This window comes from Microbacterium sp. NPDC055988, assembly GCF_042269505.1.
GTDB lineage: Bacteria > Actinomycetota > Actinomycetes > Actinomycetales > Microbacteriaceae > Microbacterium.
Map to the genome: position 1 here is coordinate 2,059,231 of NZ_JBHJXY010000001.1, position 24,350 is coordinate 2,083,580.

Here is a 24,350-nt window from a genome sequence, read left to right on the forward strand (position 1 = left end):
GAGCGATGCGACCGCTCACAGAGGCCGACGTCAGGTCATCGTTCGTCAATGCGGATGCCGATGAGCTGCGGACCATGGAGATGCCGCACGACTTCGTGCTCGTCGACTGGGACTACCTCGACTTCTTCGCCTGGCAGGATCCGAGCGCCACTCGCCGCGGCTACGTGCTGATCCCGCATGGCGACGGGGTCGTCGGCATCGTGCTGCGCGCCACCGAGCCGGGGCGCGGACGCTCCGGCATGTGCAACATCTGCCACACCATGCAGCCGGGCAACCAGATCGCGCTCCTCTCCGCACGGCGCGCCGGCGAGGCGGGACGGCGGGGGGACTCGTTCGGCACGTACATGTGCGCCGACCTCTCCTGCCACGACAACGTGCGTCTGGCGCACCCGCTCGCGCCCAACGAGATCAGGACTCCCGGGCAGGTCGACTTCCGACTCGACGGCACACGGCGTCGGATGGAGAGCTTCGTCTCGCGGGTCTGGGAGCAGAGCTGATCGCGGTTACGCTGGACCGCACGTCCTGTGCTCGAAGGAGAAGCCATGAGTGATGCCATCCTGTTCGCCGTCGAAGAGGGTATGGCTCGGCTCACGCTGAACCGCCCTGCTCGCCTCAACGCGTTCAACGCCGACCTCGCGCACGCGTGGAAGGATGCGACCGCCGAGGTGACATCGCGGCCCGATGTGAAGGCGATCCTCATCGATGCGGCAGGCCCCGCCTTCTGCGCGGGCGGCGACGTCATCGACATGGCCACCACGATGGGGGCGTCCGGAGCGGAGATCACCGCGCTCGCCGAAGTGATCAACGCCGGTATCCGTTCGCTCACCGAGTCCGCGGTGCCCGTGGTCGCGGCCGCGCACGGCACTACGGCCGGCGGAGGCCTGGGCATCCTGCTCTGCAGCGACTACGCGGTCGTCGGGTCGCGCTCCAAGCTGGGCAGCCTGTACGCGAACATCGGCCTGACTCCCGACCTCTCGGTCTCGGCGCAGCTCGCCCGAGCCGTGGGCCAGCGGCGCGCGTTGCAGCTCGTGCTCCAGGATCGGCTGCTGTCGGCGTCGGAGGCGGTGGAGTGGGGGCTCGTCGCCGAGGCCGTGACGGGCGCGGACGGGTCTGCCGAGGCGGATGCCGTGCGGGCCCGCGGTGAGGAGATCGCACGCTTCTGGCTCGCCGGAGCAGCCGACGCGTACGGACAGGCGAAGCGGCTCGTGCGCTCGCAGCCCGAACGCTCTTTCGTCGAGCAGCTGACCGAAGAGGCGCGGTCGATCGGCGCAGCCCTGGAGACTCCGGATGCGCAGGCCAGGGTTGCGGCCTTCGCCGCCGCATCCGCGAAGAAGTCGGGCTGACCTCTCCTCCCCGCATCGGCGTTCTGCGAAGACTTGTCCTCAGTGCGGCGCTCGGCCGTCGGCTCTGGCGATGCGCGTGGCAGGATGAAGGCATCGCCGCTCGACGAGAGGATCGCCATGTCCCAGCCGGACATCACCACGCAGCCGCAGGGTGAGAAGAAGAATATGTCGCTGCTGATCCGAGGTTCACTCTGGATCGCCATCGGGGCCCTGATCGCCGCAGCGCTCGTGTGCGTCATCTGGGTGCTCGTGGGAGACCAGGACGGTCTGATCGGAAGGGCGTTCCTGACGATCCTGCTCCTGGCGGCTTTCGCAGGGATCGCGATCCTCGAAGCGGGCCTCGCACCGAATCGCCCCGACTGGCTGCAACTGGCCAGCATGGTGAGCTGGATCGTGGCGCTGCTGGTGGGTGCCGTCAAGATCTGGCTCCCCGAAGAAGGCGTGTTCTTCGGGGCGGAGCGCTTCTTCCAGCTGCTGCTCGTGATCGGCATCCTTCAGCTCGCCCTCCTGCATGTGCGTCTGTTCACTCCGGCCGCTCAGCGGCACGTCACGACATTCACGCGGGTGATCTACATCCTCACGGTCACGTTCCTGGTCGGACTCGTCGGCATGCTCGTGTTCTTCCTCGCCTTCCCCAACACCTTCCACTACGGCGAGCTGTACTGGAGGATCGTCGTCGCGCTGACGATCCTCGTCGCTGTCGGAACCACGCTCATCCCGCTGCTCAATGCGCTGTTCGCGCCGAAGAAGAAGGCCTCGGCGGTTCCGGCGCTGGCCGCGGCCCCGTCGTGGCCGACCTATGCCGATGGGATCACCCCGCTGCCGGCGCTTCCCGACTCCTCGCCCGACTGGAACGCCTACTACACCGGCTACCCGACGCCGCAGCAGCCGCAGCTTGCAGCGCCCACCACGAGCTTCCCGGTTGCGCCCCAGCCCGCACCGCCCCAGCCCGCACCGCCCCAGCCCGCACCGCCCCAGCCCGCACCGTCCGCGGCTCCGGGTGGCCACCTCGTTCCTCCCGCTCCTGCCGGAGGTCAGCCACCGACCCCGCAGCAGGGCGAACCGCCGGCGTTCCCCCCGCCGCCCCCCGTACCGCAGCAGCCCGCGCCGTGACGCTCGAGATAGAGCTCAGCGAGCTCGCGACCGAGATCGCCCGGGAGGCCGGAGCGCTCGCCCGCACCCGTCGGTCCGAGGGCGTGCGTCTCGCAGCGACCAAGACGACGCTCGCCGACATCGTGACCGATGCCGATCGCGAGGTCGAGGCCCTCATCCGAGAGCGCCTGCGCGCCGCCCGTCCCGAAGACGGCTTCCTCGGCGAGGAGTCGGGGGCCGAGCAAGGCGCGAGCGGGATCACGTGGGTCGTCGATCCGATCGACGGCACGGTGAACTACGCCTACGGCATCCCGGCGTACAACGTCAGCATCGCGGCCGTGCAGGGCGAACCCGATCCGGAGACGTGGGTGGCGCTCGCAGCAGCCGTCGACGCGCCCGCTCTCGGCGAGACCTTCACGGCGGCTCGCGGTCACGGGGCATGGTTGAAGGGAAGTCGCCTCGCGGTGACCGAAGAGACTCCCGCGGGTGCGCTCCTCGGCACCGGTTTCGGCTACGACCCCGCCACCCATGACGGCGACCTCGCCACGGTGGCGCGGGTCATGCCGATGGCACGCGATCTCCGACGCATGGGGGCCGCGGCGCTCGACCTCGCCTACGTCGCGGCCGGGAGACTCGACGGGTACTTCGAGCGCGGGCTCCGTCCCTGGGACCATGCTGCCGGGGCGCTCCTGATCACGGAGGCGGGAGGCCGCGTCTCCAGAATCGACGTCGGATCACCGCGCCCGATGCTCGTCGCGGGAGGCCGCGATGTGCACGCGCGACTGCTCGAGATCCTCGCCCCGAAACACTGATCGATTCATGGCATTCCCAGGCTGATCAGGGTAGGGTTTACCCGATCGTTACTTTCGCCACCCGAAGGCGAAAGTGTGAGTTTGCCCTCCCGAGCTTGACGCACGACCGAGAGAAACGCTTTGCCCTTCGAGAATCCCCAGGCTGCCTCTGCGCCCACGCGCCGGTCCAGCCGACTCCGCACTGAGGCGCCCGAAGCCTCCGCGGCGGGAACGACGGCGCCCAGCGTGGCCGCAGAAGCCGCCGCCGTCGCCCTCGCTGTCGTCGCACCGCTTTCCCGTCGCGCCGCACGCCAGAGACCGGCCACCGACGACGTCGTAGTTGAATCTCCCGTCGAGCCCTTCATCGCCGCGACTCCCGAGCCGATCATCGCCGATGTGCCTGCCACGCCGTCGGCCGTCGACACGGCGGAGCAGGTCATCGAGATCGTCGTCGCCGATGAGATCGACGCCGCCCCGGCCGATTCGACGCCGGAGCCGGCGAGTAGCTTGCCCCTCGAAGATGACGTCGACGCCTTCGAGCGCGCATCACGAGCCTTCCGCACGGGGTCGATCCCAACGGTCGACTCTTCCGCCTCCGCGTTCACCGCGCGCCAGTCGGCTGCCGATTCCGAGCGGCCCGAGGCGTCCGCGCATGTCGCCTCCCGTCGCCCGCGCAACTTCCGCAAGGTCGTGGCCGTCGGCGCGAGCGTCGGTGTGATGAGCCTCGCAGGACTCCTCGCCGTCTCCATGACTCTTCCCGCCGAGGCGGTCGCCGCGGTTCAGGGAACCTCGGTCGCGGCCACCTCGCTGGTCTCTGCTGCCGCTTCCGATGCGAAGGGGGCGGCCGGTGACGAGATCCAGGCCTTCGTCGCACCCTCGGGCGTCGAGAACGAGTCGCTCGCACGGTCCGACGACTTCAGCACCATCTCGCTGGTCCAGGTCGCTGCCGAGCAGGGCATCAACTACTCGGGCGAGATCTACACGAACGACCCCGACGCGGCCATCCAGTGGCCCTTCCTGGTCGGTGTCGGCATGAGTTACGGGTACGGCATGCGCAGCGGCCGCCTGCACGAGGGCATCGACTTCGTTCCCGGCGACGGCGCCCCGGTCCAGTCGATCGCCGACGGCACCGTCCGCATCGCGACCGAGCAGGGCGGCGCCTACGGCGTGACCGTCTACATCGACCACGTCATCGACGGGTCGGTCATCACGAGCCACTACTCGCACATGCAGTACGGCTCGCTGCAGGTCAAGGCCGGCGAGACCGTCAAGGTCGGCACGGTCGTCGGCAAGACCGGAAACACGGGTCGTTCCTACGGCGCACACATGCACTTCGATCTCATCGTCAACGGGTCGACCATCGATCCGATGCCCTGGCTCAACGAGAACGCCGGGCGGACGTCGTACTGACCGGCCCGGATTTCATGAGGACGCCACAGTGATGGTATTCTCGTACGGTTGCCCCGCGAGGGGCAGCACGCCCCGATAGCTCAGTGGCAGAGCACTTCCATGGTAAGGAAGGGGTCGTCAGTTCAATCCTGACTCGGGGCTCGCAGCATTCTTCTCACGCGGACGGATGCCTCGCGGCAGGGTAGCTCAGCTGGTTAGAGCGCACGACTCATAATCGTGAGGTCGCGGGTTCAAGCCCCGCTCCTGCTACAGACGAAAACCCCCGGTTTCCCGGGGGTTTTGTCGTTTCTGCAGACCGTCGACGCGTTCGGCGCGGCGGTTACGCAGACGTGCTCGGCACGGCGAATTCCGGCTGTGCGTCACCCACCCGTCCGCGGATGAAGAAGATCAGCACGAAGCCGGCGACGATCACGGCGATGTTGCCGAACCCGGCGACGCCGGTGAGCGCGCCTTCCGCGGGGTACGCGGTCTGCAGGAAGATGCTCGGGTCGGTGCTCGCGTGCAGCAGGATCGGCGCGATGATCGTCCCGGTGACGCGGAGGGCGAGGTACATCAGGATGCCGAAGGCGAAGGTGTAGATGAGCTGGAATCCGGTCGCGAAGAGGTTCTGCCCGCTGAGCAGGTTGCCCGCGTGCAGTCCCGCGAACAGCGCGGCTGAGATCACGGCCACCACGACCTCGCGGTAGCCGGCCTTCCGAAGCAGGTTCACCACCAGCCCGCGCGTGAGCACCTCTTCGGTGAAGCCGATCAGGAGGCCCGCCAGGAGCCACGTCGCGACGACGTCGAAACCGACGCGACCATAGTCGATCGTCGCGAAGCGGAGGATGTTGAACAGCAGCACCACCACGATGGCGATCCACATCCAGCCCCTGCCGCGGATCGGCTGCTGGCCGAAGAGCTCAGCCCACCACCCGACCGAGAGGGTGAACGCGGTGAGGACGACGGCACCGACGAGTTCGGGGAGCACATAGAACACGGCGATGCCCGCCGCGCTGCTCGGCTCCTGGATGTTCAGGGCGAGCGGGGTGAACGCCAGCGAGAGCAGCTGGAAGACGACGAAGTACACGGCTGTGAGGAGGAGCGCTCGCCACCAGCCGCCCTTCTCCCAGAAGTTCTTCCAGAACGTGGGGGTGGGTGCGGGAGAGGACATGGGACTCCAAGCGGTGGGGAGGGCCAGCGTGTTCTCGTCAGTTTTGCGCACACCGGTCCATCGCGTCCAGCAGGGTGACTCGGTGCGTCAGCGAGGAGCGCTTCGGCCCGCTCCCCGGTTGCGCGTCGGAGGCAGGTGCGGGATGGGGATGGGGCGGGTCGCCCGTGAGGCGTCCTGGAACCGGCGCACGGCGTCGAGGACCTCCTCGGCGGAGCAGTACCGCAGTGCGAGAGGGAGGTCGCGTCGCCAGAGGACTTCGAACTCCGTCGGTGCGTCCTCGAAGATCGTGCAGACCACCCGGCGGTGGTCGCCCTCCGGGTAGTGCAGATCGTGGATCGCCCAATCGGTGTCGCTGACGTGCACCAGGGCGAACCTGCGGTCCGGGTCGTGCTCCATCATTCTCCTACCTGTCCCCACGGTGAAGGATGACCGATGGCGTGGCAGAAGGGGAGGGGCTTGACACCACAGCGCCCTCACCCTTCATCGGAAGGGTGAGGGCGCCGGCGACGTCAGCGGACGGTCGGGGTGGGAGCCGTGTCGGCCGGTCCAGCCTTCATCGCAGCGAGATCGTCCGGACGGGCGATGCCGCGCTGCTCGGCTTCCAGCCGTTCCGCCTCCTCGCCGCTGATCGCCTCGCCGCGGGCGACGAGTCCGGCCTGATCCGACAGGGGGATCTGCTTCAGGAACAGCGACAGCACGAGCGCGAGCACGATGAAGGGCACGAGGTACCAGAACACCGGCGCCAGAGCATCGGCGTAGGCGGTGACGATGCTGTCGCGCACCTCGTCGGGAAGGGTGCTCAACGTGGCCGGGTCGATCGTGGACGCGGCCTGCGATGCGGCATCCGGCGAGGCTCCGGCCCCGGCGAAGACCCCGGTGAGGTTCTCGGTCAGGCGCGTGGTGAAGATCGTGCCGAACACGGCGGTGCCCAGCGACGCCCCCACCTCGCGGAAGTAGTTGTTCGTGCTGGTGGCCGTGCCGAGCTCGCCCGCGGGAACCGCGTTCTGCACGACCAGGACGACGACCTGCATGATGAGGCCGAGCCCGGCGCCGAACACGAACAGGAACGTGCAGATCAGCCAGATCGGTGTTGAGGCCGACAGGGTGGTCATGGAGACCATCGCGATCCCGGTGATGATCGTGCCGAGGATCGGATAGATCTTGTACTTGCCCGTCTTCGAGATCGCGATGCCCGAGAAGATCGACGTGCCCATGAGGCCCACCATCATCGGGATCATCAGCAGACCGGATTCCGCCGCCGACGTGCCGGACGACATCTGCAGGAACGTGGGTACGAAGCCGATCGCCGCGAACATCCCGATTCCGAGCACCAGCCCGATCGCGGTCGCGTTCACGAAGATCGGGTTGCGGAAGAGACTGAGCGGGATGATCGGGTCCTTGACCCGCGATTCGGTGATCACGAAGGCCGTGGCTGCGACGATCAGGCCGGCGCCCCAGGCCCAGGTGGCCAGCGAATCCCAGCCGAACTCCTTGTCGCCGCCGAAGTCGGTGAAGAAGATCAGGCAGGTCGTCGCGATCGAGAGGAAGATCACACCGAAGATGTCGATCGGCTTCTCGGCCTTCTTGCTCGGCAGCTTCAGCGCGACCAGCGCGATGATGAACGCGGCGATGCCGACGGGGATGTTGATGTAGAACGCCCACTGCCAGGTCAGGTGGTCGACGAAGTAGCCGCCGAGCAGCGGACCGGCGACAGCGGACAGGCCGAACACGGCGCCGAGCGGGCCCATGTACTTGCCGCGCTCGTTGGCCGGCACGATGTCGGCGATGATCGCCTGCGACAAGATCATCAGACCACCACCGCCGAGGCCCTGCAGGGCGCGGAAGACGACGAACATCCAGAAGTCGGTGGCGAACGCGCAGCCGACCGAGGCCAGCGTGAACAGGGCTATGGCGACCAGGAACAGGTTGCGTCGACCGAGGACATCGCCGAACTTGCCGTAGATCGGCATCACGATGGTCGTGGCGAGCAGGTACGCGGTGGTGATCCAGACCTGGTGGTCGACGCCGCCGAGCTGCCCGACGATGGTCGGCATGGCGGTGGAGACGATGGTCTGATCGAGGCTGGAGAGCAGCATGCCCGCGATGAGGGCGCTGAAGATGATCCAGATGCGGCGCTTCGTGAGCAGGAAGGGCGCATCCTTCGTGGCGGTGGCGGACATTCAGTGGTCTTTCTGTGACGGTGCGTAGAGCGCGCGGGCGAGGTCGAGGCGTCGCGCGATGAGGTCGCTGAACGGCTCGGTGGACTGGTGGTGCAGGAGCTGATCCATGCTCATCCGGACGAGCGCGCCGACGGTGTGCACGATCACCTCGGCGCGGAGTTCGGCATCGGCGTCGTCTCCGGTGCGGCGCACGATCAGCCCCATGTCGCGGCGCTCGTTCTTCGCGAGCTGCTCGAACGCGGCCTTGAGCAGACGCGGCTCCTGCTCGATCACGGCGAACATCGCCGGAGCATCCTCGACCGGGTTGAAGAGCTCGAAGCGGCGGATGGTCAGCTGGATGAAGTCGTCGAGCAGGTCGCCGTGCTGAGAGGCGAACTCCTCTTCGAGGGCCTCCTGACGCGAGTCGATGGTCGTGAACCCGAAGACCGCGTTCTCCTTGCTCTCGAAGTAGTTGAAGAAGGTGCGTCGGGACACGCCCACCTCGGCGCACAGCTCCTCGATGGTGAAACCCGCGAAACCCTGCTCCGTCGTCAGTCGGCGTGCGGCGTCGGTGAGTGCGCGGGACGTCTCGCGTTTACGCTGCTCTCGCAATGAATCTGCACTGTCGCTCATGGAGTGCAATATTGCACTCTGTTCCTTGGAGTGCACTGTGAGCGCTCGGTCTGGGCGACCGGAAAACGTTCCGACGAATCTGTGACGTTCTCCGCCCGGCATCCGTCCTAGTGGTGTCGCTGTACGGCGACCCGCACTCCGCAGGGGGAACGGACACACGGATGAAGGAGCTCGAGATGGCGAACGTGACCGGCAGCACTCAGCCCAAGACCCAGATCGTCGCACCGCAGCTGGGGGCTGCTGCGGGGAAGACCACGATCGAGGATGCGGTGGTGGCGAAGATCGCCGGCATCGCTGCTCGCGAGGTCAGCGGCGTCTACGCGCTCGGCGGGGGAGCCGCGCGCATGGTGGGGGCGATCCGCGATGCGCTCAACACGACCGACCTCTCGCAGGGGATCAGCGTCGAGGTGGGCGAGACGCAGGTCGCGGTCGACGTGACGATCGTCGCCGAGTATCCGGTCTCCCTGCAGAAGGTCGCGGATGAGGTCCGCGCCGCCATCCACCGCGCCATGGTGGAACTGGTCGGCATGGACGTCGCCGAGGTCAACGTGACCGTCAACGACGTGCACATCCCCTCCGATGACGAGGGCGACGGCACGCAGGAGACGCGAGTCCAGTGACCGCGTCGGTGATCGGAGCGGCGGCTGCGGCCGCTCTCGCGTTGACCTGGCTGGCCCTGGGCTTCTGGGCCTTCGTGCTCGTGGCCCTGGCGATGCTGGTGGGCGCGGTCGCCGGCCGCATCATCGACGGTCGGCTCGACCTGCGGGCGCTCGCCGAGGTCTTCCGAGGCCGGCGCTCCTCCTCATGACCGTCGACCGCTCATCGCGGACGGAGGAGGGAGTCGTCGTGGGGACGACGACCTTCACCGCCCGCGCGTTGCAGCGGCTCGCTGTCGGCATCGCGCACGATGTCGCCCGGGTCTCCGTCCGAGACGTCGGGGTGCAGTTGTCGGATGAGCACGGTGCACTGCGGATCGCGGTCACCGTGCCTGTGGCCACGGCATCGACGAGCGGAAGGAACCTGGTCGACGGCGGGGAGGACCTTCGCAACGGTCTGATCGACGGCATGCGAGAACTGGCCGGCCGCGAGGTCGGGACCGTGGACGTCCGGTACTCGGGCGTGCGCCGGAGTGCGGAGAGGAGAGTGCGATGACGAACGAACAGGCGACGTATCGCCGCGTCCTGCGTCGCGAGACGTACACGTCTCGCACGGCTGCGGCGATGGTGGTCGCGTCCACCGGCGCACTGCTCCTGATCGCGCTGCTCGTGGGCGCCGTGTGGTGGCTCGTCGACCGTGGCTTCCGTGACGCGGCCGCGCGCCGGCTCGAGGGGATCTCCGTCGGGGTGCAGCAGCCCGCGGTGCTGTTCGGCATCGGCGGGGTGCTCACAGTCCTCGCCGTCGTGCTCCTTGCTCTCGCGCTGCTACCCGGACGGCGGGCGCGGCGCGCGCGCATCACCGAGCGCACCGCGCTGCTCGTGGACGACGGCGTGATCGCCGACTCGATCGCCGCGGCGGTCGCCCGTCGTGCCGGGGTCGACCGGTGTCGCGTGGCCGTGTTCGTGGGCCGGCGCACGGTCGAGGTCCGCATCACTCCCACCAGCGGCGTGTTCGTCCGGGTGGTCGACGCCGAGGATGCGGCGAACGACATTCTCGCGGGGATCGGCTTCTCGGCCACCCCGCGCGTTGTCATCGAAGCGCACGGAGTGGTCGCATGAACGCGACGAACCGATTCGTGAATCGCAGCGTGCTCTTCCTCGCGGGCGCGGTACTGCTGGTCGCGGGAGCCGTCGCCCTCGCTGCCGGGGTGCTCGCCGCGGGGGAGCCGCCCGCGTGGCTGCGGCGGCCGGCGACCGAGGTCGCCGCCGCGTGGGAATCAGCCGAAGGGTGGACGTGGCAGGCAATGGGCATCGGCCCGGTGTCGATGCCGGTGCTGCTCGCCGTGGCGGCCGCGGTGGTGCTGACGGTGCTGCTGGTCGTGTTCCTGAGCTCCCGCCGACGGGGGCGCTCGAAGACCGTGCTCGACGTCGTCACCGCCACCGGGCGGACGACGGTCGATCGCAACGTGGTCGACGCCGTCCTCACCGAGCCGCTGATCCGGCGACCCGACGTGCTCTCGGCACGCACCGGCACCTACCGTGTCGGCTCGACGCGCGCGGTCGAACTGGCGGTCACCGTGCGTCCGGGGGCCCCATTGGCCACCGTCGTCGCGGCGGCCGAGGCGGCGATCGGGGATTGGGACGACCTGCTGGGTTCCCGCATCCCGATCCTGCTGCACCTCTCGGATCGACGCTTGCGCGAAGGATTCCGCTCGCCGACCAGGGTGCAGTAGCCGGTTGTGGCGGCGATACAGAGCCACGCGCGGACCACGCGCGTGCGGATACGGACCCGACATCCGGGTGCGCTGAGGAAAGGAGACGCCATGGGCGCTGAAGACAAGATCAAGGCCGCTGCGGAGAAGGTCGCCGGAAAGGCGAAGGAGGCCGTCGGCAAGGTCACCGGCGACGACAAGCTCGTCGCCGAGGGCAAGACCGAGCAGGCCAAGGGCGAGATCCGCGACACGGCCGAGAACGTCAAGGATGCGTTCAAGAAGTAGCGGGTGCGGGGAGGGACCCGAACGGGTCTCTCCCCGATCACTCCCAGGTCGGTCGGCGAGGATCCGATCCGGTGAGGTGTCCGTTCCGAATCCCCTGGGGGGATCGGATCGAGGGGTGGGGAACAGATGGAAGAGGAACGCTTTCGCAGAGCGCTCGAGCATGCTGACGACGGCATCGTCGCCGGGCGCGCGATGGACGGCGATGTCGAAGCGTTCGCCGTGCTCGTGCGGAGATACACGCCGATGATGCGCGCGTACACGCAGCGGATGCTGAAAGCCTCGGCCGATGTCGACGACATCGTGCAGGAGTCCTTCGTCACCACATGGCAGCGGTTCGGCGAGCTCGACGACCCGTCGAAGGTGAAGAGCTGGCTCATGCGGATCGTGAGCCGCAAGGCGGTGGATCGCATCCGCGCGACGCGACCCGTGGTGGACATCGACTCCATCGACCGCCCCGCGCCGCTGGACGCCTCGCCGTCGACGGTGGTCGAGGTGCGCGCCGGAGTCGCCGCGGTCGGTGCGGCGCTCCGGGAGCTGCCCGACGCTCAGCGCGAATGCTGGGTCCTGCGCGAGATCGGCGGCTACTCCTACGAGGAGATCGCGGAACAGCTCGACATTCCGGTCTCGACCGCGCGCGGACTGCTCGCGCGGGCTCGGAAATACATGATCGTACGGATGGAGGAGTGGCGATGACCGACGAGAGAGACATCCCCGAAGTCCGCCGTCTCGGTCTGGAACCGAGCGATCTCGACGGGCACACGCTCGACGAGCTCACCGACTACCTCGAAGCGGGACGACAGCCCTCCGACCGCTCGATCGACGAGTCGCCCGGATGCCAGCTGGCGCTGGACGCGCTCGAACGCCTGCACGGTCTCGGTGCGGAGTTGATGGCCGCCGAGACCGCAGCGGAACCGGAGGTCGATGCGAGCTGGGTCGACCGCATCCTCAGCGGCATCGCCATGGACGCGCGCTCGGGCAGACGCATCCCGTTCGATTCCCAGGATCCGTCGACGGATCTCGGGATCACCGAGGGCGCGGTGCGTGGACTCATCCGCGCGGCCGAGAGCACTGTGCAGGGACTGCTCATCGGGCGCTGCCGCCTCATCGGCGACGTGACCGTCGCGGATGCTCCGATCCGTGTGGAGATCGACGCCAGCGCGCTGCACGGACAGCCGATCCCGGTGATCGCGGATCGGCTCCGGGTCGAGGTCGATCGGGCCCTTCGCGCGCACACGGAGTTGAACGTCGTCGCGATCGACATCGCGATCCGGGACATCAGGGAGGTGTCTTCATGGACGCAGGAGAGCTGACGGCGGCTGATGGGCGTGCCACTCTCTCCGCCGCGATCGAGGCGGCGGTGCGGGCGACTCCTGGTGTCCGCAGCGTGTACCGCTCGGGCTCGCTCATCTCGAACCTGCTGCGGGCGGGCGCTGCGGCGCTCGGCGGACGACCGGAGGACGAGCCGCTCGTGTCGGTCGCTCCCGTGGGCGACGGCATCGCGGTGGAGGTGTCGATCGGGGTGGACGCCGACGCGAGATCGGCGGATGCCCTTCGCGCGGCGCACGCCGCGATCGATGCCGTGCTCGATGCGCGGGGCATCCGGCGGGACAGCATCACCCTGACGGTCGTGCACGTGCAGTCCGCCGAGACGGCGCACGCGGGCTGAGGCGCGGGATGCCGCCCGCGGAGGAGAGCGGCATCCCGCGGAACCCGTTGCGATCAAGCGAGCGTGCGCAGGCCCTCGACGAGGGGGGTGGTGGGGCGTCCGATCAGGCGCGAGAGCGTTCCGTCGGAGTCGGCCAGGGCGCCACCGCGGATCCCGGCATCGAGAGCGGCGACGAATCCGGCGGTTCCCTCATCGAGACCGGCTTCACGGAGGGCCGCGAGCTGATCGTCGAACGAGACGGGGACGAATACGACCTCGCGGCCCGCGACCTCGGCGAAGGCCGAGGCCAGATCGCTGTAGGTCCAGGCGACGTCGCCGCCGAGCTCGTAGACCTCGCCGACGTGTCCGTCTTCGAGTGCGACAACCGCCGCCGCCTCTGCGAAGTCCTTGCGGCTGGCCGAGGCGACCCGCCCGTCACCGGTGCCGGCGGTGAGCACGCCGGTCTCGGCGGCGCGAGCGAGGTCGGCGGCGTAGTTCTCGGTGTACCAGTTGTTGCGGAGGATCACGGCAGGGAGTCCCGCGGCGGCGATCAGCTCTTCCGTCGCCTTGTGCTCGGGCGCCAGGACCAGGTCGCTGGTGGTCGCCTTCGGCGCGCTGGTGTAGACGAACTTGGAGACCCCGGCGGCCTTCGCGGCGTCGATGACAGCCTGGTGCTGGGCCACGCGCTGCCCGACCTCCGACCCCGACACGAGCACGACGGTTTCCACACCCTCGACGGCCGCGGCCACCGAGGCGGGGTCGGTGTAGTCCAGGCGCACGACGCGTACTCCGAGGTCGGCGGCCTTGGCGGTGTCGCGGGCTCCGGCGACGATCGACTGCGGGTCGGCTCCGTGCTCGAGCAGGCTGGCGATGATGAGGCGTCCGAGATTGCCGGTCGCGCCGGTGACGAGGATGGTCATGAGGGTCCTTTCGTAAGTGACACCCTCGACAACCTCGCGACGGGCATTGCGCATTCGACCCTGACGGTACCCACTTTGAAGTAAGGTACCCACATGACGGTTAGTTTCGCGCAGATAAAGGAATCCACGGCGTTCGTCTTCGATCAGAATTGCGGCACGCGGGTCGTACTCGACCACATCATGAGCAAGTGGGGGGTGCTCGTGCTCTCGTGCCTCTCCGACGGCACGCTCCGCTGGGGGGAGCTGCGACGCGAGGTCGACGGCATCAGCGAGAAGATGCTCGCCTCGACACTGCGCACCCTCGCCGACGACGGGCTCGTGCATCGCGAGTCGCTCCCGACCGTGCCCCCGCACGTCGAGTACAGCCTGACTCCACTCGGCCGCGATCTGATGGAGCGGATGCTGCCGCTGATGGAATGGGTCGCCGACCATGCCGACGGGATGCTCGGGAGGGCCTGAACCTGCGGATTCCGTCGCGAGCGCGGGCGCTTGGCTGCGGATTCGGTTGATGAAAGAAACCGTTGACGCGATAACCGCGGTGGCTCTACTGTTCTGACATGGCAGCAACGACGCCGATTCATCTGGAACGACCCGATGGCAAGGGTCTGGCTGCGGGGACGCTGGGACTCTGGGGGTCGACCGTCATCGGTCTGGCTTCGACGGCTCCGGTCTACTCGCTCGTCGCGACGCTCGGCTTCGTGGTGCTCGCCGTCGGTGCGCAGGCGCCGATCGCCTTCATCATCGCCTTCGTCCCGATGCTCTTGATCGCCTTCGCGTATCGCGAGCTCAACAACGCGGTGCCCGATTGCGGCACGACGTTCACCTGGGGGACCAAGGCCTTCGGCCCGTGGGTGGGCTGGATGGGCGGCTGGGGCGTCGCGGTCGCCGGCATGGTCGTGCTCGCCAACCTCGCGCAGATCGCCTCGGTCTACTTCTGGTCGCTGATCGGACAGGACCTCGAGAACAACGACTGGCGTGTGGTCGTCGTCGCCGTGCTCTTCATCGCGGCGATGACCTGGGTCAGCTGGCGCGGTGTCGAGATCGGTGAGCGCATCCAGAACATCCTCCTCGGCATCCAGTACCTCGCGCTCGCGATCTTCGTGGTGACCGCGCTGTGGCAGTTCTTCGCCGGCACCGCCCCGAATCCCACGCCGTTCTCGTGGGAGTGGATGAACCCGTTCGCGTTCACCGACTGGTCGGGCTTCACCGAGGCCATCCTCCTCGCGCTCTTCATCTACTGGGGCTGGGACACGTGCCTCGCCCTGAACGAGGAGACCAAGGACCCGAAGCGCATCCCCGGCCGCGCCGCGCTGCTGACCACCGTCATCCTGCTGGTCACGTATGTCGCTGTCACCATCGCGGCCATGATGTACGCGGGGCTGGGGGAGAGCGGCACGGGCCTGGGCAACGAGGCGAACGCCGACGACTTCTTCCTCGCGATCAAAGACGGGCTGCTCGGCCCGTTCGGCTGGGTGCTGGTGGTCTCGGTGATCATCTCGGCGATCTCGTCGACGCAGACCACGATCCTGCCGACCGCCCGCGGCACGCTGGCGATGGGCGTCTACCGCGCGCTGCCGGCGAAGTTCAAGGAGGTGCACCCCACCTACAAGACGCCGTCGTTCTCGACGATCGTGATGGGCGTCGTCGCCTCGGCCTACTACATCGGCATGACGCTGATCAGCGACAACATCCTGCAGGACTCGATCCTCTCGCTCGGGCTCGCGATCGCGTTCTACTACGCCATCACGGGTTTCGCGTGCGTCTGGTACTTCCGCAAGGATCTGACGTCGTCGCCGCGGGACTTCTTCTTCAAGGGGCTCTTCCCGCTGCTGGGCGGGCTGATGCTCACCTGGGCGTTCGTGCAGTCCGCGATCGACATGTGGGCGATCGACTACGGTTACACGGAACTGCTCGGCATCGGCGGCACCTTCGTGATCGGCATCGGCTCGCTCGCGTTCGGTCTGGTGCTGATGTTCGTCTGGTACCTGTTCCCGCGGTCGAAGCGGTTCTTCCGTGGCGAGAGCCTGAACCGCGAGACGCAGGTGATGGTGCCGGATGAGCCGTCCGTCACGATCCGCTCGATCGACGGCGGCATCTGAGGGTCGACCAGGCGCCGGACGGGGTTGTCCTAGGCTTGCTCCGTGCGCATCCGGCTCGATATCGCCTACGACGGCACCCACTTCCGCGGGTGGGCGAAGCAGCCGACGCTTCGCACGGTGCAGGGCACTCTCGAGGCGGCGCTCGCGCGGATCGTCGGGTCCGACGTGCAGTTCGTCGTCGCGGGCCGCACCGACGCGGGAGTGCACGCCAGCGGTCAGGTCGCGCACGTCGATCTCGACGAGAAGCAGTGGTCGCGCATCGAGGCCAGGCAGGGACGGGCGCCGATGGCTCCGGCGGAGACCATCGCCGGGCGCATGCGCGGGGTGCTGGGCGCCTACTCCGACGTCACGGTCACGAAGACGTCGATCGCTCCCGAGGGCTTCGACGCCCGGTTCTCGGCGGTGTGGCGGCGCTACCGCTACCGTCTCGCCGACGCGCAAGCCGGATTCGATCCACTGCGCCGACACGATACGACGAACATCCGCGGGCGTCTCGACGAGCAGGCGATGGATGCCGCGGCGCGCAGCCTCATCGGACTGCACGACTTCGCGGCGTACTGCAAGCCCCGCGACGAGGCGACGACCATCCGCACCCTGCTCGACTATCGCTGGGAGCGCGACGCCGAAGGGGTTCTCGTCGCCGAGGTCAAGGCCGACGCGTTCTGCCACAGCATGGTGCGGGCACTCGTCGGCGCGTGCGCGGCCGTGGGGGAGGGGCGCCTCGACGTCGAGGACCTCGTGGTGCTGCGCGACGCCCTGACGCGCACCAGCGAGTTCAAGGTGCTGGCGGCCCGAGGACTGATCCTCACAGAGGTCGGATACCCGGCCGACGAACTGCTGTCGGCACGAGCGGAGCAGACGAGGGCGCGTCGTGACGGTGTGAGCCGTCTTCGCGATCCGGAGCCCGACCACAGCCTGGGCGAGTAGCGTGGAACGGTCATGAAGGTCATCTCCTATAACCTCCAGAAGCATCGCGCGGCCGGAGAACTCGCGGCCCTCGTCGGCGAGCACGACCCCGACATCCTGTGTCTGCAGGAGTGCGACGTTCCGGAGCTGCCCGCAGAGATCGGCGACCTCGTGCTGGCGGATGCGACGCAGGGCAACCGACTCGGACTCGCGCTGTTCTACCGATCGAGCACCTACCACCTGCAGTCGATCCGCACCCTCGGGCTGAAGAAGTCCCTGCACGACCGCATCGCGAAGCCCGCTCACGAGCGTGTGCTGGGGGCGCGGCTGCGTGACATCGACGATGCGCAGGATTTCATCGTGGCCTCCTTCCATGCGGCCCCGCTGACGGCGCTGAACTCGCTGCGCCGGCACCAGATCCGCGCAGCGCTCAGCGAGCTCGCGACTCTCGGCGAGGGACTGCCGCAGCTCATGGTCGGCGACTACAACTACCCGATCTTCAAGGAGAACCTCGGTCAGGCGGTGCGCGACCACGGTTACGCCCTCTCGCTCAGCGACGACCACACGTACACCCGCTACCGCGTGTTCCGCGGGCACTACGACTTCGCGACCTCGGCCGGTTTCGAGATCGAGCGCATCACGACTCTGCCGCAGGGGTCGAGCGACCACCGCCCGATCCTGGTCACGGTCAAGCCCGACTGACTCGGCGCTCTTCCGCTCCGGTCGCACTTGCTGCCGCTCTCAGCCGCCGATAGCGGCAGAAACTGCGACCGGAGCGAGCCGAGGGGGTGGGTTTGGGCATCCGCGCCCGGTGGCGTATGATTTCCCTTTGGTGCCTTTCCCTTTTGCGAGAGAGGGGCACGTCCGAACGTGAGCCCTCCACTGGCGTGTTCCTCCCTGTCGGGAAGAACCACCCCGGAGTGGGATTCACGAACTTCTCCGTTCGACACAAGAAAGCAGCACTATCGTGACGCGCACTTACACCCCCAAGGCTGGCGAAGTCCAGCGCGATTGGGTCGTCATCGACGCCACCGACGTCGTTCTCGGCCGTCTGGCTTCGCACGCCGCTACGCTCCTGCGTGGCAAGCACAAGCCGACCTTCGCCAACCACATCGACTCGGGTGACTTCGTCATCATCGTGAACGCCGACAAGGTCGCGCTCACCGGTCAGAAGCTCCAGAAGAAGCTGGCCTACCGCCACTCCGGTTACCCGGGCGGCCTGAAGTCGGTCACCTACGCCGAGCTCCTCGAGAAGAACCCGGTCCGCGCTGTGGAGAAGGCCATCCGTGGCATGCTCCCCAAGAACAGCCTCGGCCGCCAGCAGCTGACCAAGCTCAAGGTGTACGTCGGTGCCGAGCACCCGCACGCCGCGCAGCAGCCGCAGACGTACACCCTCGACCAGGTCGCCCAGTAAGCGCCGTAAAGACTTAAGGACATACTCGTGGCTGACATCCAGGACACCACCGAAACCCCCCAGAACTTCTCGACGTCGACTCCCGAGACCGACGTGGTCGAGGCGGCTCCCCGCCCCGTCCTCAGCGTCCCGGGTGCCGCTGTCGGCCGTCGCAAGCAGGCCATCGCCCGCGTGCGCATCGTCCCCGGCTCGGGCACGATCACGGTCAACGGCCGCACGATCGAGGACTACTTCCCGAACAAGCTGCACCAGCAGCTGATCAACGACCCGTTCACGGTGCTGAACCTCGCGGGTGCGTACGACGTCATCGCGCGCATCTCCGGTGGTGGCCCTTCGGGTCAGGCCGGTGCGCTCCGCCTCGGCATCGCTCGTTCGCTGAACGGCATCGACGAGGAGAACAACCGTCCGACCCTGAAGAAGGCCGGCTTCCTCTCGCGCGACGCTCGCGTCAAGGAGCGCAAGAAGGCCGGACTCAAGAAGGCCCGTAAGGCGCCTCAGTACTCGAAGCGTTAAGGTCCACTGCTCCGATGCCGATCTTTGGCACGGACGGCGTGCGAGGACTCGCCAATGGCATCCTCACCGCCGACCTGGCGCTCACCCTGGCCCAGGCGACTGCTGTCGTCCTGGGCCAGGGCCGTACTGCGGAGGCTCGCAAGGCCGAAGGCAAGCGACTCACCGCAGTGGTCGCCCGGGACCCTCGGGTCTCCGGACACTTCCTGACGTCGGCCGTCTCGGCCGGTCTCGCCTCTTCGGGGGTCGACGTGCTCGAGGCCGGTGTCATCCCGACCCCGGCGCTGGCGTTCCTCGTCGCCGACCGTGACGCCGATTTCGGTGTGATGATCTCGGCGTCGCACAACGCCGCTCCCGACAACGGCATCAAGATCTTCGCCCGTGGGGGCCGCAAGCTCCCCGATGAGGTCGAGCAGCGCATCGAAGAGGCCATGCACGGCGAGATGCTGCGCCCGACCGGCGCCGGCGTCGGTCGTGTCGACCGCTTCTCCGACGCGGAGGACCGCTACGTCGTGCACCTCCTCGGCTCGCTGCCGAACCGTCTCGAGGGCATCCACGTCGTGCTCGACTGCGCCCACGGTGCGGCGTCCGGCGTCTCGCCCGAGACGTTCCGCGATGCGGGCGCCGAGGTGACCGTCATCGGGGCCGACCCCGACGGCTGGAACATCAACGACGGCGTCGGCTCGACCCACCTCGACAACCTCGCCGAGGCCGTCGTGCGTCTGGGCGCCGACATCGGCATCGCCCACGACGGCGACGCCGACCGCTGCCTGGCCGTCGACGCCGAGGGCAACCACATCGACGGCGACCAGATCATGGCGATCCTCGCGGTGTCGATGAAGGAGCGCGGAAGCCTCACCGACGACACGCTCGTCGCGACCGTCATGAGCAACCTCGGCCTGCACGTCGCGATGCGCGAGCATGGCATCACGGTGCGTCAGACCGCCGTCGGCGACCGTTACGTGCTCGAAGACATGAACGAGGGCGGATACGCGCTCGGCGGCGAGCAGTCCGGCCACGTCATCATGAGCGAGTTCGCCACCACCGGTGACGGCATCCTCACGGGCCTTCACCTGGTGGCCGAGATGGCCCGACAGAAGAAGTCGATCGCCGAGCTCGCGTCGATCATGACGGTGTACCCGCAGGTGCTCATCAACGTGCGCGACGTCGACAAGGATCGGGTCGCCGACGACGAGGTCGTCCAGCAGGCGGTGCGCGACATCGAGAGCGAGCTGGGGGAGTCCGGTCGTGTGCTGCTGCGCAAGTCCGGCACCGAGCCGCTGGTTCGCGTCATGGTCGAAGCCGCGGATGCGGAGTCGGTGCACGCCTACGCCGGTCGTCTGGCAGAGGTCGTCCAGGACCGCCTCGCGCTCTGACGCTCGCAGAACCTCGAACCGGCCGGTCGCTGATCTCAGCGGTCGGCCGGTTCTCTGTCTTCGGGGCGTCGACGGGGTGCGCGGTCAGGGCGCCGCGCAGATGCGGTACTGGCCGGCGTCGACGAGCGTCTCGGTCGCGCAGGGCCGAGTGGTCAGCCGGGGCGCGTCGGCCATGGCGGGAGCGTCGAAGAGCCCGACGTGCGCACCCGTCAGCACGATCGGCGCGACCGCGTATCCCCAGGGCTCCGCCGCCAGCCATTCGACGTCGTTCGCTTCGACCCAGGCCGTGAGCGGCACGAGGGCTGTGCGCTGACTCTCCAGCGTGGTGCGGGGCTCGTACGTCGACACGACGTGGGCCGCGCCGCCGCCGGCGATGATGGCGGCCAGTGCGGACGCGGCGACGACGCCGATGACACGAACGCCGTTGCGGCGGGGCAGGGCCGCCACGGCCCACAGGGCGACCGCAGCGATGACGGGGAAGAACGCCAGGATGCCGGGTGCGGGGTGTCGCACCCACAGCGGCAGTCGGGAGGCGGTGGCCCACCAGCCCACGAACGCGAGTGCGCCGACGATGGCGGCAAGGGCGTAGGCGATCACGATCCGGTCGGCGGCGCTCGCGTCACGCCAGCGCAGCACGATGCCGGTGATCGCGAGACCGAGGGCGATGACCGCTCCGATCACGGCGAGGAAGCCGGGCAGCGACCACGAGTCCGCCAGTGTGCCGAGCTTCTGCACCACCGTGGTCGCGGCGTCGCCCTGTCCGCCCGTGCGGAGGAAGTGACCGAAGTCGCGCAGGTGCTGCACGAAACCGCCGAATCCCAGTGACAGCAGTGCGCCCAGCTCGAGCAGCAGCGTCGGCACGGCGGCCAGCAGGAGGGGCAGCCACGATCGCCGGAGGGTGTCGCGCACGCGGGCCCAGCCGGTGCCATCGGAGAGCACCCACAGGGCGATGGCGAAGGCGGGCAGCGCGAGGGCTGCGATGAGCTTCGCCTGGATGGCGAGGCCGACGAGCAGCCCGGCCAGCCAGGCGCGTCGGGGAAGCAGTGTGAGCGCCCAGACGAGGAGCGCTGCCGCGGGGATCTCGCCGAGCAGGTCGGCGGGGCCCTGGATGGGGGAGAATCCGGCATCCGCCGTGAATGCTAGGGGAACGGCAACCGCAAGCAGAGCGGCCCAGCGTCCGCCGATGCGTCGTCCGATCACGGCGAGGCCGGCGAGGAGCGCCACCCAGAAGGCCAAGGGCACGAGCCGGGCCGCCAGCACCGGGTCCATCCCGGTCGCGAGGAGCGCGGCGACGGGCAGAAGCACGACGGGACCGGTCGAGATGCGCGGGTCGAACGGTGTGATGGTCGAGCCGGAGAGGGCGCCGTCGCTGGAGTATCCGAGACCGTCCAGCAGGTTGAGCGGAACGGTGAGGTTGAAGGCCTCGTCCTCCCAGAAGCGCCAGACGAAGAGGCTGTGCCACGCGACGATGACGTGCCCGATCAGCAGGGCGACTGCCGCCGCCCAGAACGCGATCGTGCGTGCTCGCGTCATCGCGCGACGGTCTCCGGTCGACGGATGTTGCGCAGGGGAGCGGAGGGCCGCAGTGAGAGCGTCCACGCCTCGACGAGGGCGACGCGCACGAACCGGCGCAGGCGCTTCGGCGGCAGCGTGACGGCGTTCCCGCGCCCCCACATGGTGCCGGTGGTCGATTCTCCTCGTCGGGGGATGCTGGCCACACGGAGATAGCGCACGGTGAAGCCGGCGCGAGCCTCGGCGAGTGAGAAGTGCACGTGCGGCACCGTGGCGTCGGCCGGGGTCGCATCGACGAGCAGTCGCAGGGCGTCGGGGCGGTAGGCGCGCAGCGGGGTGTTGACGTCGGGGATGCGGCGTCCGGCGGCGAGGGCGATCAGGAGGCCGACGGCGCCCGTGAGCACCTTGCGATACCAGGGGTCGGTGCGACCGTCGCGCACGCCGTGGACGACATCGGCGTCCTCGGTCGTGAGCGCGGTGATGAGCCGGGTGAAGTCGCTGCCGTAGAACTGGCCGTCGCCGTCCACGTGCACGAGCACGTCGGGGTCGGCGGCGAGTCCGGCGCGGTAGGCCGAGAGCGCGGTCGGGCCGTGACCGCGGTTGAGGGGCTGCACCTCGACGGTGACGTCGGAGACACCGTCGAACACCGAAGCCGTGGCATCCGTGGAGCGATCGTCGGCGACGTGGAAGGTGACGCGGTCGGCCAGGGGAGACACGCAGTCGCGGATCTCGTCGATGAAGCCCCGGATGCCTTCGGCCTCGTTGTAGGCGGGCATGACGACGGCGAGATGGCGAAGGGTCACAGGGTCCTTGGGGTGGCGGAGGGCGCGGGGATCAGCAAGTAGCCTAGTTGAGCCATGAACCCTCCCTCTCGCATCCGTCGCCTCGCCGGCGTCGGCAGCCGTTTCCTCGTCGTCGGCGCTCTGAGCACCCTCATCGAGGTCGGCGTCTTCAATCTGCTGGTCTTCGCGTGGGGATGGGATGTCGTCGCCGCGAAGATCGTCGCCTCGCTCGTCGCGCTGGTCAACGCGTACATCGGGAACCGTGAGTGGACGTTCCGCCATCGCGACCGCCGCGGACGGGTCTCCGAGGTCACCCTGTTCCTCGTCACCAACGCCGTGTGCACGGCCATCGGCGCCTTCCTCGTCTGGGTGGGCGTCGAGGCGGTCGCCGCGGTCCTCGGCCGGGAGCCCGGAGCGGTCGCCGTCAACGTCGTGAACCTGACGAGCATCGTCATCGTGGTGCTGCTGCGCTTCGTGCTCTATCACGGCATCGTCTTCCGGGTGGCGCCGACCAAGTAGTACGGCTCGGTCGGGGCGGATCAGACTCGAGCGGTTTCGCGCTTCTTGGCGCTCTTCGCCTTCTTGGCACGCTTGGCCTTCCGACGATCCGTCGACGTCTCGCCGTCCAGGTCGTGCGTCGACCCGTAGGTGTACGAGCCGTAGCCGTAGCTGTCCGGGCCCTTCGTGGGCAGCATCGTGACGACGACGCCCAGCATCTGCACGCCGGCGTTCTCGAGTGCGCGCAGTGCCCCGGAGAGCTCCTGCTTCTTCGTCTTGCCGGAGGCCGCGGCGAGGATGACGCCGCGGGTCTTGCTTCCCACCACGGCCGCATCGGTCACCAGCAGCAGCGGCGGCGCGTCGATGAGCACGTAGTCGAAGTATTCGCCGAGCGACGTGAGCACCTGATCCATCGCGGCGGAGCCCAGCAGCTCGCTCGGGTTCGGCGGCACCTGCCCACTCGGCAGCGCGTACAGGTCGGTGGTGCCCCACTTCTGCAGCGCATCGGCCACGTCCACGCGTCCGATGAGCACGTCGGTGAGCCCGACGCCGCCCTCGATGCCCAGGTAGTCGGCTACACGGGGCAGTCGCAGGTCACCGTCGACCAGGGCCACGCGGGCGCCCGTCTCGGCGAGAGCGATGGCGAGGTTGGCGGTCGTCGTCGACTTGCCCTCACCGGGGCCTGCACTGGAGACGACGAAGATGCGGGGGCCGGCGTCGAGGTTGAGGAACTGCAGGTTCGTGCGCAGGCTGCGGAACGACTCGGCGCGCGGGCTGCGCGGATCGGCGTGCACGATGAGCGGGCGCTTGGTGGCATCCGGGTCGTACGCGATGCCGCCGAGGACGGGCCGATCGGTGAGTGCCTCGATGTCGTGGAGTGTGTGGATGCGGTTGTCGAGCACGGTGCGGAGCATCGCGATGCCGAGACCGAGAGCGAGGCCGATGATGCCGCCGAGGATGATCAGCAGGCGCACGTTGGGGCTCGTCGGGGTGGAGGAGGCGATGGCGGGTTCGGTCACGGTGATGCGCACCGGGCTGACGGCGTCTTCGGTCGCGGGCTGCTCGAGTGTCTTCTGCACCGCGTCCTGGAAGCTCACGGCGACCGCGTTGGCGATGGCCGCGGCCTGCTCGGGGTCGCCGTCGGTCACGCTGACGTCGATCAGGACGGTGTTGAGCGGGGTCGTCGCTGTGACGCGGCTGCTGAGGCCCGAGACCGAGTCGTCGAGGCCGAGTTCTTCGATGACGGGTTCGAGCACGAGCGCGGTGCCGACGACGTCGACGTAGCTGGTGACCATCTGCCGCGCGAAGGTCGTGCCCTGCACGAGGTCACCGGTGGCGGCGCCCTCGGTGCGGACCGAGACGTACAGCTGCGTCGATGCGACGTACTTCGGCTGCTGCAGCGCGGCATAGCCGGCACCGCCGGCGAGGCCGAGGACCATCAGGACGAGGATCAGGATCCAGTTTCTGTGCAGCACACGCACGTAGTCGCGAAGTTCCACGCGGCAGATTCCCCCTGA

General features: G+C 68.5%; 30 protein-coding genes and 2 tRNA genes. 24 read left to right on the forward strand and 8 right to left on the reverse strand.

Annotation, left to right across the window (positions count from 1 at the left end; all coding sequences use genetic code 11):
• Positions 1-5: 5 nt before the first annotated feature.
• From ACFC14_RS09865 to ACFC14_RS09895, 7 genes are all read left to right on the forward strand, one after another.
• Positions 6-497, forward strand: a complete 492-nt coding sequence (locus ACFC14_RS09865; protein ID WP_376103598.1) for an FBP domain-containing protein — start codon at positions 6-8, stop codon at positions 495-497.
• A 45-nt stretch (positions 498-542) separates the two neighbouring features.
• Positions 543-1,343: an enoyl-CoA hydratase/isomerase family protein gene (locus tag ACFC14_RS09870; protein ID WP_376103601.1), complete on the forward strand. Its 801-nt coding sequence runs from the start codon at positions 543-545 to the stop codon at positions 1,341-1,343.
• Positions 1,344-1,460: 117 nt separating this feature from the next.
• Complete coding sequence (locus tag ACFC14_RS09875) at positions 1,461-2,456, forward strand: hypothetical protein (RefSeq protein ID WP_376103604.1); 996 nt, start codon at positions 1,461-1,463, stop codon at positions 2,454-2,456.
• On the forward strand, positions 2,453-3,247 hold the full coding sequence (locus tag ACFC14_RS09880; RefSeq protein ID WP_376103607.1) for an inositol monophosphatase family protein: 795 nt from the start codon (positions 2,453-2,455) through the stop codon (positions 3,245-3,247). Before ACFC14_RS09875 ends, ACFC14_RS09880 begins: the two co-directional genes overlap by 4 nt.
• Before the next feature lie 225 nt (positions 3,248-3,472).
• A complete protein-coding gene (locus ACFC14_RS09885; protein ID WP_376103610.1) occupies positions 3,473-4,636 on the forward strand; it encodes a peptidoglycan DD-metalloendopeptidase family protein in 1,164 nt (387 codons plus the stop codon).
• 69 nt (positions 4,637-4,705) lie between these two features.
• Positions 4,706-4,777, forward strand: a tRNA-Thr gene (locus tag ACFC14_RS09890).
• 34 nt (positions 4,778-4,811) lie between these two features.
• Positions 4,812-4,885: transfer RNA gene (locus ACFC14_RS09895), tRNA-Met, on the forward strand.
• Positions 4,886-4,955: 70 nt separating this feature from the next.
• Here the strand turns inward: ACFC14_RS09895 and ACFC14_RS09900 are convergent.
• The 4 genes from ACFC14_RS09900 to ACFC14_RS09915 form a co-directional block, all read right to left on the reverse strand.
• Positions 4,956-5,786: a CPBP family intramembrane glutamic endopeptidase gene (locus ACFC14_RS09900; RefSeq protein WP_376103613.1), complete on the reverse strand. Its 831-nt coding sequence runs from the start codon at positions 5,784-5,786 to the stop codon at positions 4,956-4,958.
• A gap of 87 nt (positions 5,787-5,873) precedes the next feature.
• Positions 5,874-6,185 carry a hypothetical protein gene (locus tag ACFC14_RS09905; RefSeq protein ID WP_240745129.1) on the reverse strand — a complete coding sequence of 104 codons (312 nt, stop codon included), beginning with the start codon at positions 6,183-6,185 and terminating at the stop codon, positions 5,874-5,876.
• A gap of 110 nt (positions 6,186-6,295) precedes the next feature.
• On the reverse strand, positions 6,296-7,966 hold the full coding sequence (locus tag ACFC14_RS09910) for an MDR family MFS transporter (RefSeq protein WP_376103616.1): 1,671 nt from the start codon (positions 7,964-7,966) through the stop codon (positions 6,296-6,298).
• On the reverse strand, positions 7,967-8,578 hold the full coding sequence (locus tag ACFC14_RS09915) for a TetR/AcrR family transcriptional regulator (RefSeq protein ID WP_376103618.1): 612 nt from the start codon (positions 8,576-8,578) through the stop codon (positions 7,967-7,969).
• Between the two features lie 176 nt (positions 8,579-8,754).
• On the opposite strand from ACFC14_RS09915, the gene ACFC14_RS09920 reads away from it, so the two are divergent.
• The 9 genes from ACFC14_RS09920 to ACFC14_RS09960 all read left to right on the forward strand — a co-directional run bounded on the left by ACFC14_RS09920 (position 8,755) and on the right by ACFC14_RS09960 (position 12,837).
• Positions 8,755-9,198 carry an Asp23/Gls24 family envelope stress response protein gene (locus ACFC14_RS09920; RefSeq protein WP_240745128.1) on the forward strand — a complete coding sequence of 148 codons (444 nt, stop codon included), beginning with the start codon at positions 8,755-8,757 and terminating at the stop codon, positions 9,196-9,198.
• The gene (locus tag ACFC14_RS09925; RefSeq protein ID WP_376103621.1) at positions 9,195-9,386 is read left to right on the forward strand and encodes a DUF2273 domain-containing protein; all 192 of its coding nucleotides are present in this window, start codon (positions 9,195-9,197) and stop codon (positions 9,384-9,386) included. Before ACFC14_RS09920 ends, ACFC14_RS09925 begins: the two co-directional genes overlap by 4 nt.
• A gap of 38 nt (positions 9,387-9,424) precedes the next feature.
• Positions 9,425-9,730 carry a hypothetical protein gene (locus tag ACFC14_RS09930; protein ID WP_376103623.1) on the forward strand — a complete coding sequence of 102 codons (306 nt, stop codon included), beginning with the start codon at positions 9,425-9,427 and terminating at the stop codon, positions 9,728-9,730.
• Positions 9,727-10,293 (forward strand): hypothetical protein, encoded by a 567-nt coding sequence (locus ACFC14_RS09935; RefSeq protein ID WP_376103626.1) that lies wholly within the window; start codon positions 9,727-9,729, stop codon positions 10,291-10,293. Before ACFC14_RS09930 ends, ACFC14_RS09935 begins: the two co-directional genes overlap by 4 nt.
• Positions 10,290-10,907, forward strand: coding sequence for a hypothetical protein (locus tag ACFC14_RS09940; RefSeq protein WP_376103629.1), 618 nt, complete (start codon positions 10,290-10,292; stop codon positions 10,905-10,907). The genes ACFC14_RS09935 and ACFC14_RS09940 overlap by 4 nt, the downstream gene beginning before the upstream one ends.
• Positions 10,908-10,997: 90 nt before the next feature.
• Positions 10,998-11,171, forward strand: a complete 174-nt coding sequence (locus tag ACFC14_RS09945; RefSeq protein ID WP_136042862.1) for a CsbD family protein — start codon at positions 10,998-11,000, stop codon at positions 11,169-11,171.
• Positions 11,172-11,297: 126 nt separating this feature from the next.
• Positions 11,298-11,864 (forward strand): RNA polymerase sigma factor, encoded by a 567-nt coding sequence (locus tag ACFC14_RS09950; RefSeq protein WP_376103632.1) that lies wholly within the window; start codon positions 11,298-11,300, stop codon positions 11,862-11,864.
• Positions 11,861-12,481, forward strand: coding sequence for a hypothetical protein (locus ACFC14_RS09955; RefSeq protein ID WP_376103635.1), 621 nt, complete (start codon positions 11,861-11,863; stop codon positions 12,479-12,481). The genes ACFC14_RS09950 and ACFC14_RS09955 overlap by 4 nt, the downstream gene beginning before the upstream one ends.
• Entirely contained in the window at positions 12,463-12,837 is a 375-nt protein-coding gene (locus tag ACFC14_RS09960; RefSeq protein WP_376103637.1) for a hypothetical protein, read from the forward strand. Before ACFC14_RS09955 ends, ACFC14_RS09960 begins: the two co-directional genes overlap by 19 nt.
• A 53-nt stretch (positions 12,838-12,890) precedes the next feature.
• On the opposite strand, the gene ACFC14_RS09965 is transcribed toward ACFC14_RS09960, so the two are convergent.
• Entirely contained in the window at positions 12,891-13,736 is an 846-nt protein-coding gene (locus ACFC14_RS09965; protein ID WP_376103640.1) for an SDR family oxidoreductase, read from the reverse strand.
• A 93-nt stretch (positions 13,737-13,829) separates the two neighbouring features.
• On the opposite strand from ACFC14_RS09965, the gene ACFC14_RS09970 reads away from it, so the two are divergent.
• The 7 genes from ACFC14_RS09970 (at position 13,830) to glmM (ending at position 20,041) form a co-directional block, all read left to right on the forward strand.
• Positions 13,830-14,195 carry a winged helix-turn-helix transcriptional regulator gene (locus tag ACFC14_RS09970; RefSeq protein WP_376103643.1) on the forward strand — a complete coding sequence of 122 codons (366 nt, stop codon included), beginning with the start codon at positions 13,830-13,832 and terminating at the stop codon, positions 14,193-14,195.
• A 98-nt stretch (positions 14,196-14,293) separates the two neighbouring features.
• Entirely contained in the window at positions 14,294-15,835 is a 1,542-nt protein-coding gene (locus tag ACFC14_RS09975; protein ID WP_376103646.1) for an APC family permease, read from the forward strand.
• Positions 15,836-15,877: 42 nt separating this feature from the next.
• On the forward strand, positions 15,878-16,762 hold the full coding sequence (truA, locus tag ACFC14_RS09980; RefSeq protein ID WP_376103649.1) for a tRNA pseudouridine(38-40) synthase TruA: 885 nt from the start codon (positions 15,878-15,880) through the stop codon (positions 16,760-16,762).
• A gap of 12 nt (positions 16,763-16,774) precedes the next feature.
• Positions 16,775-17,443, forward strand: a complete 669-nt coding sequence (locus ACFC14_RS09985; protein WP_136042854.1) for an endonuclease/exonuclease/phosphatase family protein — start codon at positions 16,775-16,777, stop codon at positions 17,441-17,443.
• Between the two features lie 265 nt (positions 17,444-17,708).
• Complete coding sequence (rplM, locus tag ACFC14_RS09990) at positions 17,709-18,155, forward strand: 50S ribosomal protein L13 (protein ID WP_029261158.1); 447 nt, start codon at positions 17,709-17,711, stop codon at positions 18,153-18,155.
• Between the two features lie 27 nt (positions 18,156-18,182).
• Entirely contained in the window at positions 18,183-18,668 is a 486-nt protein-coding gene (gene rpsI / locus ACFC14_RS09995; protein ID WP_017828210.1) for a 30S ribosomal protein S9, read from the forward strand.
• Positions 18,669-18,682: 14 nt separating this feature from the next.
• Entirely contained in the window at positions 18,683-20,041 is a 1,359-nt protein-coding gene (gene glmM / locus ACFC14_RS10000; protein ID WP_376103653.1) for a phosphoglucosamine mutase, read from the forward strand.
• 84 nt (positions 20,042-20,125) lie between these two features.
• Here the strand turns inward: glmM and ACFC14_RS10005 are convergent, their stop codons facing one another.
• On the reverse strand, positions 20,126-21,574 hold the full coding sequence (locus ACFC14_RS10005) for a hypothetical protein (protein ID WP_376103656.1): 1,449 nt from the start codon (positions 21,572-21,574) through the stop codon (positions 20,126-20,128).
• Positions 21,571-22,356: a glycosyltransferase family 2 protein gene (locus ACFC14_RS10010; RefSeq protein WP_376103659.1), complete on the reverse strand. Its 786-nt coding sequence runs from the start codon at positions 22,354-22,356 to the stop codon at positions 21,571-21,573. Before ACFC14_RS10010 ends, ACFC14_RS10005 begins: the two co-directional genes overlap by 4 nt.
• Positions 22,357-22,410: 54 nt before the next feature.
• Here ACFC14_RS10010 and ACFC14_RS10015 point away from each other — a divergent pair, with 54 nt between their 5' ends.
• Positions 22,411-22,854 (forward strand): GtrA family protein, encoded by a 444-nt coding sequence (locus ACFC14_RS10015; RefSeq protein WP_136042850.1) that lies wholly within the window; start codon positions 22,411-22,413, stop codon positions 22,852-22,854.
• A gap of 20 nt (positions 22,855-22,874) precedes the next feature.
• Here ACFC14_RS10015 and ACFC14_RS10020 read toward each other — a convergent pair whose 3' ends face one another.
• Positions 22,875-24,332 (reverse strand): polysaccharide biosynthesis tyrosine autokinase, encoded by a 1,458-nt coding sequence (locus tag ACFC14_RS10020; RefSeq protein ID WP_376103662.1) that lies wholly within the window; start codon positions 24,330-24,332, stop codon positions 22,875-22,877.
• Positions 24,333-24,350: the final 18 nt, after the last annotated feature.